Origin of the sequence: Actinoplanes sp. NPDC023801 (assembly GCF_040639655.1) — a bacterium.
Taxonomy (GTDB): domain Bacteria; phylum Actinomycetota; class Actinomycetes; order Mycobacteriales; family Micromonosporaceae; genus Actinoplanes.
Genome location: NZ_JBFAAI010000019.1, coordinates 1 through 12,232, shown reverse-complemented (window position 1 = coordinate 12,232; position 12,232 = coordinate 1). Strand labels below are relative to the sequence as shown.

The window sequence follows — 12,232 nt, the reverse complement described above, 5'->3', positions numbered from 1 at the left end:
GTCTGTCGCTCCGCCTCCGCCTCCTGCCGCTCCGCCCTCGTCTTCTGTCGCTCCCCCCTCGTCGTCTGTCCCTCCGGCCGGTGTGTGCGAGAACGCCACCGCGCCGGATGCCGCCGGCGACCCGGCCGCGGGTTGTTGCGGAGGTTCGGGCTCGGCCGCCGGATGCGGGCTGTCCGCGCTGCGCCGCAGCGCCGGCCCACGGCCGACCGTCACCGTCGCCGAGGAGACCGAGATCCCGCCGACGGGCAGTGGGACCGGCAGAGATGACCGGGTCGTATGGCTGCTCGCGGATTCGGTCTGGTGGGGTGGGCGGCTGCGGACGGGCGTCGCTCTCCGGGTCGCGCCCGACGGGGCGATCAAGCCCGTGCCGGCCGAGCTCGCACCGGGCGGCGACGACACCCGGCGGTTCCCGGGAACGCTCATGCCGGGTCTGGTCGATGCGCACGTGCATTCGGCGCTGGTCGACCTCGGTACGGTCCGGGCCGGTGGCATTGCCGAGGTGTGGGATCTCGGCGGTGTTCCGTCGACGGTCGCCGAACTCGCCGGGCGAGCACTGTCGGCGGACTCCGGGCTGCCACGCGTGCGCTATGCCGGCCCGTTCATGATCGCTCCGGGCGGATATCCGAGCGACCGGCCATGGGCACCCGCCGGCAGCTGGCGGGAGATCAGCACGGCGGCCGACGCGGGCGCGGCGGTCGCCGAGGCACGGGCGGTAGGCGCCGGGTTGATCAAGGTCACCGCGCATGCCGGTGGCCCGCAACTGTCACAGCCGGTACTGGAGGCCGTGGTCACTGCGGCGCATGCGGCGGACCTGCCGGTGGTCGTGCACGCGGAGGGGGCCGGGACGGTCGCTGCCGCGTACACGGCGGGGGCTGACGTCCTGGCGCATACGCCCTGGACCGAACCGGTCGACGACGCACTGCTGCGTGCCTGCGCGAAGCGGATGCGCTGGATCAGCACGCTTGACATCCACGGCTGGGGCGAGCCCGATCCGGCTCGGGAGACCGCCGTCGGGAACCTGCGGCGGTTCATCGAGTACGGCGGAAGCGTCCGCTACGGAACCGACCTGGGCAACGGGCCGTTGCCGCCCGGCGTCAACACCCGGGAGATCCGCCTGCTGCAGTCGGCCGGACTGACGCCTGACCAAGTCCTCACCGCCATGACCGAAAGCGACAGCGCAACGGTTTCCTGGCTTCCCGGTGGCCTGGACCTCGGCTCCGGGTCGTTTGCGGACGTGCTGGCCACCGCGCGGGTCCTGGACACCTCCCTCAGCCCCCGTCAGGCCTGAACCCACGCGTTCATCCTGCGAACGCCGCCGCCGCACCAGGACGTGGCGCGGTCCGGAAGCCGGTGTCCAGGTCCAGGCCGTAGGCCACCATGCGGCCCGTTCGCTCCGGACGCGCGGCGAACACAGTCGCCGGAGTCCAACAAGCCGGAGGCGGCAAGATGTGGTGACCTGGGGCCTCGAGCGGACCGGTAGGTCACCGCGCCGGCGGAGCGCGGACGTCGCGTGGTGATCAACGGCATGGCGCGGATCGGAGGTCACCACGTCGGCCGAGCGCCGGCGGCACGTGGTGACCTGGGGCCTCGAGTGGACCGCAGATCACCACGCGGGCGGCGCGTGCCAGGGTCAGAGGGCGACCGTGGTGCCGGTTGTGGCGCTGTGACGGGCCGCGTCGAGGATCTCCATGGCGCGGACCGAGTCCCACGGGTCGACCGGCAGCGGGCCCTCGCCGAGGACCGCGGCGGCCACCGCCGGGTAGAAGGTGTCCCATCGGCCGCGGCAGCTCTCGACCGGGGCACCGGTGGCGCCGCGGAACAGGTGACCCCAGCGGTGCTCCGGTTCGACGCCCCAGCGGTCGCCGAGTTTGGCCGGGGTCTTGCCCGCCTTCAGCAAAGTCTCCTGGTAGTCGAGTTCGGGCGAGATGTAGGTGCCGGCGGTGCCGGTGACGCGGAAGCGCGGGCCGGGACCGGCCTGCCGCCACGATCCCCACAGGTGGGACTCGACGCCGCCGGTGTGGTGCAGCGCGACGAAGAAGTCGTCGTCGAGGCCGCCGTCGGGGCCGTGCACCTCGGCGTACACCCGGTCGGCAGGGCCGTACAGCTGCAGTGCCTGGTCGATCAGGTGGGAGCCGAAGTCGAGGAGGGTACCGCCGCCCGCCGCGCCGGGGAGCCGCTCGGGCGCCCAGCGTTCCATCCGGGACTCGAAGCGGCGGACAGTGCCGAGCGAACCGTTCTCCACCAGCTTCTGGATGGTGAGCAGGTCGGAGTCCCACCGCCGGTTCTGGTAGACGGTGAGTGGCACACCGGCTTCCTCGGCGGTGGTGACGAGCTTGCGGGCGGTGTCGGCGTCGAGCGCGAACGGCTTGTCGACGACGACGGCGAGCCCGGCTTCGATGGCTTCGACGGCGAGCGCGGCGTGGGTGGCGGCCGGGGTCGAAATGGCCACCGCCTGCACTCCGTCGGCGGCCAGGGCGGCGATCGAGTCGTACGTGCCGACGCCCGGCAGCGCCTCGGCGACCTGTGCCCGGCGCTCCGGCGAGGTGGTCACCACGCCGACGAATTCGATGTTCTCCGCGGAGGCGATCAGCGGCGCGTGGAACACCCGGCCGCCGGTGCCGAAGCCGACCAGCCCGAACTTAACCCGTTCGATCATGCCCGGAAGTTTTACACATCGATTGCCGGCCTGTTGCTATCGATTTCCCCGGTGACCTGTGATGCGCAAGACATCACGGAGCGTACGGCTTGATTTTGCGTACGGATCGTGTGCGGATCGCGCACAACCGTCGCTTGATCTAGCGAAAGGGCAGGTGGCACTGCTGTCGGATGGATGACGGGTGCAGCCGATCGGGGCATCAGCGATGAACAATTGTGGGATGGAACCCGCGCAGAAGGACCGGACGCCCTTTTCCGACATCGACGCCCTCTCGGGTCAGATGTCGGAAATCGTGCTCGATGCCCTGACGGCAATGGGCCGGCATCCGGAGATCCAGCGGGTACGCCAGGTGGCCTTCGAGACGCTCCGGCCGTCCTCCGGGCAGCGGCTGCTCGACGCCGGCTCCGGCTGCGGCGAGGTGGCCCGGATGCTGGCCGCCCGAGTCGGTGCGACCGGCGAGGTGCTCGCCGTGGATCACTCGTCGGCGGTGACCGCGGCAGCGATCAGCCGGCACGACGGCAGCAACGCGCGCTACCTGACCGGGGATGTCGCCGCCCTCGACATGCCGGACGGGCACGTCGACGGGGTGTGGTGCGAGCGGGTCCTGCAGCATGTCGACGACGCCGACCGGACGATCGGTGAGCTGGTCCGGGTGACCCGCCCCGGCGGGCGGATCTGCCTGATCGACACCGACTGGGGTTCGCTCGCCTTCGACGGCATGCCGGCCGGGCTCGGCGCGGTGGTGCTGGCTCACGTGAGTGGCCATTTCACGCCGAAACAGTTCGACATGGGCCGCACCTTGCGCCGCCGGCTGGTCGCGGCCGGTCTGCGGGACGTGACCGCGAACCCGGTGACGTGTCTGTTCGTCAGCCCTGCCTCGGCCGCCGTGGTGCTGCCGATGGTCAACCCGCGGGTGCCGGCGGACGCCTGGGCGACTCCGCCCGGCCTGCGCGACGAGTGGCTGGCCTGTGTCGACGCGGCCGGGCAGAGCGGCACCTTCCTGGCGGTCCTCACCATCTGGGTGGTGGCCGGCACCAAGAACTGAGCAGCCGGCCGACAAGAACAGCACCGAACTGGGCAGCCGGCCGACAAGAACGGCACCTGGGACCGGCAGCCGGAGCTAGGAGACCGGCTGCATACGGTTGAGCAGCCGGTCCAGCGGCATGCTGGCGAAGCTGATCCGTACGTCGCTCGACGCGTACGGCAGCCAGAACCGCCCTTCGTGGACGAGCCCTCCGCAGGAGTAGAGGACGTTCGGCACGTACCCCTCCCGTTCGATCTCGTCCGGGTCGATGAGTCCCTGCGGAAGGTCGGCGATGACCCGCGACGGGTCCTCCAGGTCGAGCAGCATGGCGCCGATGGCGTACCGGCGCATCGGTCCGACGCCGTGGGTGAGCACCAGCCATCCCGCCTCGGTCTCGATCGGTGAGCCGCAGTTGCCGACCTGGATGAGGTCCCAGCCGCGGTGCGGGACGAGGATCGGGCCGACGTGCTGCCAGCGGTGCTGCTCGTCGCGGACGCTGAGGCCGAGGGTCTCGCCGTCGGAGCGGCACAGCGCGTACTTCCGGCCGTTGATGTAGCGCGGGAACACCCCCATGCCCTTGTTGCGGGCGGCCGGCCCGTGCAGGGTGGTGACCTCGAAGTGCCGCAGATCCCGCGTGAAGATGATCCGCCCGGCGATGTTGAAGCCGTCGTACGCGGTGTAGGTGGCCTGGTACGCCGTCCGCCCGTCCGGGTCGAGCACCTGCACGAATCGGGCGTCCTCCATGCCCTTGCTCTCGGTCGGCGTGGACGGCCACAGAACCCGCTGGTGCAGCGGGATGGTCGCGGGGAAGGTGACCGCGTAGTCGGCGCCCACGATCCGCCGGATGGCCTCCAGCGCCGTCGGGGTGGTGGGCCGGGCCAGCAGCTCGTTCGGCAGGTGCCCGAGGATCTCCTCGAACTCGTGGTCGTCGTAGCGTTCCGGCAGCGCCGACAGCACGTACGACGATGCCTCGTTGTCGATGTCGTCCTCGATGAGTGCCGCGCACAGCTGGTGCCGCATGTGTTTGGCGCCGACCCGCTGACCGATCATGAGGGGGCCCTCCCGATCCTCGATCCGGATCGCGGCGCCGGGGCCGAGGATGGCGCTGCAGAACCCGATCGACGAGATGTGGCCCTCGCCGATCTGGCGCAGGCTGATCGCGACCCTGAGTTCGCCGGGGAGCAGTTCGCCCTGGTCCGGGTGGGGGACCATGGACGGGTTGCAGAGCGCGGCGGCCTCGACCGAGAACTCGTGGCTGACGTACGCGCCGATCAAGGTCCGTGCGGCCGGGGAGAGTTCGATCTCGTTGGGCACGCGGTGCTGGACCACCTGGTAGTGGTGCTGGAAGACGGCGAGGATGTCGTGGTGGCGTCCGGCGAAACGGCTGAGCACGTCGTCGAGGAGCGCGTTGATGTCGCTCTCGTCGAGCTGCAGGATCCGCTCGATCAGGCTTGACGTCCGGTTGTGGACGGTGTTCGCGTCCTCACCGGGAACGAACAGTTTGATCACGACGCGCCGGCCGTCCGGCGCCATGGTGATGTTGTGACGAGTGATGTCGGTGGTGCTCACCGTTGCTGTCACGCTAGGCCGCCTGAGGGTCGGGTCGCGCTCCGGCTCACCAGCGTACGGGCATGCTGCAGCGTGGAGACGAGCGCGAGGGTGGATTCGGCTCCTTGGTTCAGATTAGGACCATCAGCCGTCAACCCGTCATAACATCCGCCAGTCTCAGCGTCGTACATCACCGTTCCGGTGTCGTTGTCTCCGAGGAACCAGGCGATCGCCTGAAAGAGTGTGGCGTCCCAATGCTCGTCGCCGGTGACCGCGGCGGCCGTGGCGCAGGCGTCCGCGGTGGCGGCCGCCTCGATCGGCTGCTGGTCGAAGCGGTGCCGGGCGGCGGCCGGTGTGCCGGGGCGCCAGCCGCCGACCGGGACGGTCGACAGGTGGCCGTCGTTCTCCTGCACGCCGCACAGCCAGGTCAACATGCGCAGCCCGTCGACGAGCAGGCCCTCGTCGCCGAGGAGGTCCCCGGCGGCGATGACGACCTCGGCCAGCGACGGGTTGGCGTAGGTGAGTTCCGGTTCGGGCCACACCCAGTCCGGGTCGGAGCCGGGCAGGCCGATCACGGTGGCCGCGTCGCCGAGCAGTTCGGCGGTGGCCGGGTCGTACGGCTCGGCGCGCAGCACCTCGGCGGCACCGAGCCCGGCGAACGCCATCGCCCGCGGCCACGTCGATCGGCACCGCAGACCCTGCCGGAACGCCTCCATGGCCTCCCGGCGGATCCAGGCGGACGGCCCGCGGGCCGCGGCCGTGCCGAGTCCCCACATGGCCCGGCCCCACCAGTCACCGAGCGACGGCTCGTCGCTCCAGCGGCGGTCGTACCCCATCCGGTTGCGGAAGGCGCCGTCCGGTCCCTGTGCGTGGGTGAGGAAGCCCAGGTAGCGCTCCGCGTGCCGGATCAGTTCAGGCCAGGGGCGGGGTTCGCGGGCGGCGACGAGCAGGCCGCGGGACACGTCGTCCACGCAGTACCCGTGCTCGCGCCGGGCGATGGCGTTGCGGGCGTGCTCGAGCAGCCCGGTGTCGTCGGAGAGCCGGAACACGTGGTCCCAGCGGGGGTCGGGTGCGTCGCGCAACTGGAGGGGCGGCGGGATCAGCCGCAGTGACAGCGCCATGCCTATGCGGAGATCGTCGCGGCCGCGAGCGGCCGGCGGTCGGAGATCAGGCGGGCAGCGAGGGCCTGGTACCGCGCGGCCACGGCGGGCCAGCGCAGGGTGGGGCCGCCGGACAGCCCGGCGAGGCGGCGGGGCAGGCCGGGCTCGGCGAGGACGTGCCGGACGGCGATGGCCATCGCTTCCGGATCCTGATGCGGTACGAGCAGTCCCGGTCCGTCCGCGAGCAGCTCCACCGCGTGCGGGAACTCGGTGGCGACCACCGGGACACCGGCGCCGACCGCCTCGATCAGCACCCCGGAGGTGACCTGCTCGGTGGAGTCGTACGGCAGCACGACCGCGTCCGCCGACCGGATCAGCCGGGACAGCTCGGCCGGCTCGAGGTAGATGTCGGACCACCGCACGCAGTCGTCGACGCCCAGTTCGGCGGCGAGCTCCTTGAGCGAGTCCCGGTAGACGTCACCCTGCTGCTCGAGCACCTTGGGGTGAGTGCGCCCGGCGACGGTGTAGACCGGCCGCGGTGTCAGGTCGCCGAGGAGGGCGAGGGCCCGCAGCGCCCACTCGATGCCCTTGCCCGGTCCGAGCAGCCCCCAGGTGAGCAGCTGCGGCCGGTCGTTGTCCTCGCGTGGTGTCCCGGTGTGGCTGCCGGCCCCGTGCGGGATCACCGTGATCTTGCGCGGGCTGACGTCATAGTAGGTGGTGAGCCGCTGCCGGGCGGTGTCGGTCATGGTCACCACGGCGTCGGCGGCCACGGCGATCTGTTCCAGGACGGCGCGCTGCAGCGGATCGGGATTGGTGAGCACGGTGTGCAGCACCACGATGGAGGGGATCCGCAGCGCGCGGAGGACCGGCAGCACCTCGGCCCCGGCGTCACCCGGGTAGATGCCGTACTCGTGCTGCAGGATCGCGACGTCGAAACGGTTCAGCGCGGTGGCGGCGGCGACCCAGCCGCCGGCCCGGTCGGTGTGCCAGGTGTGCACGGCCCGCGGCGCGGCCCGGTCGAGCGCGATCCCCCCACTGGTGTCGTCGCCGGCGAGCAGCCGGACCACCCCGGATCCGGGGCTGCCGCCGGTGAGATGCGTGGCGAGTGCCGCATTGAAAGTCGCCAAACCGCATTGAGTGGGGGGATAAGTGCTCAAAAACCCGTATGTCGCGGGCATGACTGCGCCTTTCTCTCCTCGGCCGGCTGCATACCCGCAGCACGGACTCAGCGCGCGCGGGCACGGTGCCGTACACCGCGGGTGAGCGGCGCAAACACGGTCAGGAAAAGACCTCGTTTAACGCGCAATTCACATTGCGACGTTAACAAGATCTAGGTAATCAACTTGTGATTTTTCGGTAAATCGCCAGGTACTCGTCGACCATGCGGTCGGCCGAGAAGCGTTCCCGGGCGCGCGCCGAACAGGCGGCCCGATCGATCTCACCGATCCGTTCCACCGCGGCCACGGCCTCGTCGACGTTCTCCACCAGGAACCCGGTGACGCCCTCGTCGACGACCTCCGGCATGGAGCCCTTCCGGTATGCGATGACGGGCGTTCCGCAGGCCATCGACTCCACGACGGAGAGGCCGAACGGTTCGGCGAACCGGATCGGATGCAGCAGGGCGGCTCCCGAGCCGAGGATCGTGTCGCGTTCCTCGGGCCCGACCGAACCGAGGTAGACGACCCGGTCGGCGTCGAGCAGGGGTTCGACGCGCTCGGCGAAATACTCGCGGTCCTGCACGATTCCGCAGATCACCAGCCGCCGGCCGGCCCGCCGGGCGATCTCGATCGCGATGTCGGTGCCCTTGTCCGGGTGGATACGCCCGAACAGGATCAGATCCTCCCCGCCGCCGGGGTGGAACGGCAGCCCGGCCAGATCGACACCGTGATACACAGTTGCCAGGTAGTCGAGATCCGGCGACCGGTCACTGTCCGAGATCGAGACGAAATGCGACCGGGCCCGCCGGTACGCCGGAAGAATGTTGACTCCGGAGAAGCCGTGCACGGTGGTCAGCATCGGGGTGCGGCAGTGTTCCGAGAAGGCCAGCGGCAGCCAGTCCAGATGATTGTGGATCACATCGAACTCCGCGGACCGTGCCAGCGCATGACTGACGTGGATGGCCTCCCACACCCGGCCGTCGAACTCGTCGCTCTCCTCGTACCCGGTCGGGACCACGCCGTCCAGCGTTGCCTTGGTGACCGAGTCGAGGGTCGCGAACAGGGTGACGTCGACCCCGCGGGCGGTCAGCCCCTCGGCGAGCAGGCTGGTGATCAGCTCCCACGGGCCATAGTGCAGCGGTGGTGTGCGCCACGCGATGGGGCCCAGCAGTGCGATCTTCATGACAAACCCGAATTTCGACCCATAAACACACGGTCAGTATGCATCGCCGGTAGCGGGCGGGTAATCGTGTTAGAGAAGACGGATGACGTGGTGGAAGAAATCGGTCGTCTACCAGATCTATCCGCGTAGCTTCGCGGACTCCGACGGCGACGGCATGGGCGACCTGCGTGGCATCATCAACCACCTCGACCACCTCGCTGAGTTGGGCGTCGACGTGCTCTGGTTGTCCCCGATCTATCCGTCGCCGCAGGACGACAACGGGTACGACATCAGCGATTACCAGGACATCGAGCCGCTCTTCGGTGATCTCGCGACCTTCGACCAGCTGCTTGCCGGCGCGCACGCCCGCAACATGAAGGTCATCATGGACCTCGTGGTGAACCACAGCTCCGACGAGCATCAGTGGTTCGTGGAGAGCCGGTCGGCCAGGGACCACCCGAAACGAGACTGGTACTGGTGGCGACCGGCCCGGCCGGGCATGGAACCGGGAACACCGGGTGCGGAGCCGACCAACTGGGGCTCCGTCTTCGGCGGCCCGGCCTGGGAGTTCGACGAGAAGACCGGCGAGTATTACCTGCACCTGTTCTCGAAGAAGCAGCCGGACCTGAACTGGGAGAATCCCGAGGTCCGTCAGGCCGTCTACACGATGATGCGCTGGTGGCTGGACCGGGGCGTGGACGGCTTCCGGATGGACGTCATCAACATGATCTCCAAGGTGGTCGGGCCGGACGGCGGCCTGCCGGACGGCCGGCTCAACGCCGGCAACGCGTACGCCGACGGCTCCGAGGGCTTCATCGGTGGGCCCCGCCTGCACGAGTTCCTCCAGGAGATGCACCGGGAGGTCTTCGCCGGCCGGGAGGGACTGCTGACCGTCGGCGAGATGCCCGGCGTCACCGTGGACGAGGCCGTGCTGCACACCGACCCCGAGCGGCACGAGGTCGACATGGTGTTCCAGTTCGACCACGTCTGGGTGGACCGTGGGCCGGACCCGTGGCGGCTCGTGCCGCTCCAGCTGACCGCGTTGAAGGCGATCCTCGGGCGGTGGCAGGCCGGGCTCGCCGCGAAGGGCTGGAACAGCCTCTACTGGAACAACCACGACCAGCCGCGCGTGGTCTCCCGGTACGGCGACGACAGCCCCGCCCATCGGGTCGCGTCGGCGAAGATGCTCGGCACGGTTCTGCACCTGCACCGGGGCACGCCCTACGTGTACCAGGGCGAGGAACTCGGCATGACGAACTACCCGTTCGGTGACATCGGGGAGTTCCGCGACATCGAGGCGCTCGGGCAGTACCGGCAGGCGGTGGAGCTCGAAGGACGTACGCCGGAAGAGGTGTTGCGGGTCTTGCGGGCCCGGGGCCGGGACAACGCCCGCACGCCGATGCAGTGGGACGACTCGCCGGGTGGCGGCTTCTCCACCGGGACGCCGTGGCTGCCGGTGAACCCCAACCATCTCCAGATCAACGCGAAGGCTCAGCGGGCTGATCCGGACTCGGTCTTCCACTGGTACCGACGCCTCATCGAGCTGCGGAAGACCGAACCCGCGGTGGTCGACGGCGACTTCACCATGCTCCTGCCGAACGACGAGCGTCTGTACGCCTTCACCCGTCGCCTCGGCGGCACGGAGCTGCTGGTCATCGGCAACTTCTCCGGGGTGGGCGCCCACGCCGGGATCGACGGCTGGGACGGTGCCGAGTTGCTGCTCGACAATCTGGACAGCCCGCCCGAGGGCCTGCGTCTGGCCCCCTGGCAGGCGGTCGTCTATCGCCGGTCGGTCTGAGACCGGTTCATCATCACGCCGAGCGCGGCAAGCGTGATCCGCCGCCCGGCCAGCCGGCTGGCACCCATCATGATCCGGTTGCGGGTGCCGGTGATCAGGCTGGGCGGCGGATTGCGCCGGTCGAGGGCCTTGACGGCCAGATCGACCACGGTGCCGGGGTGCATCCGCGTGGTGCCGCCGTCAGCGCCCTGACCGGCCACGTCGAAGAACTCGGTCTCGGTGGCGCCCGGGCACAGCGCCATCACGCGCAACCCGGTGCCGCGGGACTCGGCCCAGAGCGCCTCGGTGAAGCTGAGCACGTACGCCTTGGTCGCGGCGTACACCGCGAGCGTCGGGCTCGGCGCGAAGCTCGCGATACTGGCGACGTTGACCAGCACGCCGCCACCGTGCGCGCGCAGCGGCTCGATGAACGCCCGGGAGATCTCGGTCAGCGCGGTGACGTTCAGCGTGATCTCGTCGGTGATGCGTTGCGGGTCGGCCTCGTGGAACAGGCCGTGCGTGCCGAACCCGGCGTTGTTGATCAGGCTGGTCACGCCGATGCCGCGCTCGGCCACCGCCGCGGCGAGTTTGGTGCCCGCTCCCGGCTGGGCCAGGTCCATGCCGATCGTCGTGACGTTCACGCCCGTCAGCTCGGCGGCCAGGCTCTCCAGCCGGTCGGTGCGCCGGGCCACGAGCACCAGGTCGGAGCCGCGAGCGGCGAGACGGCGGGCGAAGAGCGCGCCGAGACCGGCGCTCGCTCCGGTGATCAGGGTGGTCTGGTTGCGATAGTCGACGGCCATGGGTGGCACGCTATGTCCATCTGGCACTCGGTGTCAATCAGGCATGGCATGTACGCTGACGGGCATGTCGCTCTGGTCCCGGACCCGCAACGCCGTCTACGGCGAGATCACCCGGACCGCGATGGAGCTCTTCCTGACCCGCGGTTTCGACGCCACCACCATCGACGACATCGCGGCCGCGGCCGGCATCTCGCGGCGCTCGTTCTTCCGCTACTTCGGCACCAAGGAGGACGTCGTCCTCGGCGACCTCGCCGCCCGGGGCGAGCTGATCCGGCAGGCCCTCGAGGTGCGGCCCGCGGATGAGGACCCGTGGACGGCACTGTGCGCGGCGCTGCACAGCGTGAAAGACGCCGCCTACGAGACGAACGAGGAGATGCTCGCCGTCTTCAAGATGATCCATCAGACACCCTCGCTGCGTGCCCGCAGCATCGAGAAACACCTGCAGTGGCAGGCGATGCTCACCCCCGAGATCCGGCGCCGGCTGGGTGCCGACCCGGACGACCCTCTGGACGTACGCGCGGAGGCGCTCGTCGCCTCGGTGCTGACCTGTCTCGACGTGGCCGGGGAGGCGTGGGGGCGGGCCGGCGGGCGGGTGCCGCTGGAGGACCTGTTCGACGCCGCGGCCGCCGCGGTCCACGGCCGCCCCTGACCAGCCGGACCGAACCGCTGTCTCAGCCTCCCTGCGTCCAGCCCGCCAAGAACTGGCTGGCCGCTACCGCTGACTCGAAAATAGGTGAGTAAGTGGGCAGGCGGCAGCGCCCGGCGTAGCGCAGCGGAGCCGGGTGAGGTCGGGTTGTTCAGGCGGCGGTGGGCAGGTTGGTGTCGGGGGCGGATTGGAGGGTGACTTTCTGGCCGGTGAGGTGTTCGAGCTGGCGGATCAGGTCGCGTTGTCGGCGGCCTTTGTCGAGGCGGTACTGGTGGTAGTCGGCGCCGAGGTCGTGGTAGCGGGCGCCGGGGTCGGACAGCAGGTGCCAGATGATGGTCAGGACCGAGTTGCCGACCGCGACG

Annotated in this window: 10 protein-coding genes and 1 pseudogene; 4 read left to right on the top strand and 7 right to left on the bottom strand. The window is 70.1% G+C overall.

What is annotated here, in order from left to right; all coding sequences use genetic code 11:
* Nucleotides 1-82 precede the first annotated feature (82 nt).
* Nucleotides 83-1,288, top strand: a complete 1,206-nt coding sequence (locus AB0G04_RS29160; protein WP_360988844.1) for an amidohydrolase — start codon at nt 83-85, stop codon at nt 1,286-1,288.
* Nucleotides 1,289-1,630: 342 nt separating this feature from the next.
* On the opposite strand, the gene AB0G04_RS29155 is transcribed toward AB0G04_RS29160, so the two are convergent.
* Nucleotides 1,631-2,656 (bottom strand): Gfo/Idh/MocA family oxidoreductase, encoded by a 1,026-nt coding sequence (locus AB0G04_RS29155; protein WP_360988841.1) that lies wholly within the window; start codon nt 2,654-2,656, stop codon nt 1,631-1,633.
* 220 nt (nt 2,657-2,876) lie between these two features.
* Here AB0G04_RS29155 and AB0G04_RS29150 point away from each other — a divergent pair, with 220 nt between their 5' ends.
* Nucleotides 2,877-3,701 (top strand): methyltransferase domain-containing protein, encoded by an 825-nt coding sequence (locus tag AB0G04_RS29150; protein ID WP_360988838.1) that lies wholly within the window; start codon nt 2,877-2,879, stop codon nt 3,699-3,701.
* Nucleotides 3,702-3,776: 75 nt separating this feature from the next.
* Here the strand turns inward: AB0G04_RS29150 and AB0G04_RS29145 are convergent, their stop codons facing one another.
* The 4 genes from AB0G04_RS29145 to AB0G04_RS29130 form a co-directional block, all read right to left on the bottom strand.
* Nucleotides 3,777-5,249 carry a glycoside hydrolase family 130 protein gene (locus tag AB0G04_RS29145; RefSeq protein ID WP_360988836.1) on the bottom strand — a complete coding sequence of 491 codons (1,473 nt, stop codon included), beginning with the start codon at nt 5,247-5,249 and terminating at the stop codon, nt 3,777-3,779.
* A gap of 8 nt (nt 5,250-5,257) precedes the next feature.
* Nucleotides 5,258-6,349 (bottom strand): glycosyltransferase, encoded by a 1,092-nt coding sequence (locus tag AB0G04_RS29140; protein WP_360988833.1) that lies wholly within the window; start codon nt 6,347-6,349, stop codon nt 5,258-5,260.
* 2 nt (nt 6,350-6,351) lie between these two features.
* A complete protein-coding gene (locus AB0G04_RS29135) occupies nt 6,352-7,506 on the bottom strand; it encodes a glycosyltransferase (RefSeq protein WP_360988831.1) in 1,155 nt (384 codons plus the stop codon).
* Between the two features lie 160 nt (nt 7,507-7,666).
* Nucleotides 7,667-8,668, bottom strand: a complete 1,002-nt coding sequence (locus tag AB0G04_RS29130; protein WP_360988828.1) for a glycosyltransferase family 4 protein — start codon at nt 8,666-8,668, stop codon at nt 7,667-7,669.
* A gap of 82 nt (nt 8,669-8,750) precedes the next feature.
* Here AB0G04_RS29130 and AB0G04_RS29125 point away from each other — a divergent pair, with 82 nt between their 5' ends.
* A complete protein-coding gene (locus AB0G04_RS29125) occupies nt 8,751-10,445 on the top strand; it encodes an alpha-glucosidase (protein WP_360988825.1) in 1,695 nt (564 codons plus the stop codon).
* On the opposite strand, the gene AB0G04_RS29120 is transcribed toward AB0G04_RS29125, so the two are convergent.
* Nucleotides 10,427-11,224 carry an SDR family oxidoreductase gene (locus AB0G04_RS29120; protein WP_360988823.1) on the bottom strand — a complete coding sequence of 266 codons (798 nt, stop codon included), beginning with the start codon at nt 11,222-11,224 and terminating at the stop codon, nt 10,427-10,429. The two genes, AB0G04_RS29125 and AB0G04_RS29120, sit on opposite strands and share 19 nt — an antisense overlap.
* A 64-nt stretch (nt 11,225-11,288) precedes the next feature.
* Between AB0G04_RS29120 and AB0G04_RS29115 the strand changes: the two genes are divergently transcribed.
* Nucleotides 11,289-11,873, top strand: a complete 585-nt coding sequence (locus tag AB0G04_RS29115; RefSeq protein WP_360988820.1) for a TetR family transcriptional regulator — start codon at nt 11,289-11,291, stop codon at nt 11,871-11,873.
* 148 nt (nt 11,874-12,021) lie between these two features.
* Here AB0G04_RS29115 and AB0G04_RS29110 read toward each other — a convergent pair.
* Nucleotides 12,022-12,232 (bottom strand): annotated as a pseudogene (locus tag AB0G04_RS29110) (hypothetical protein); the annotation flags it as partial.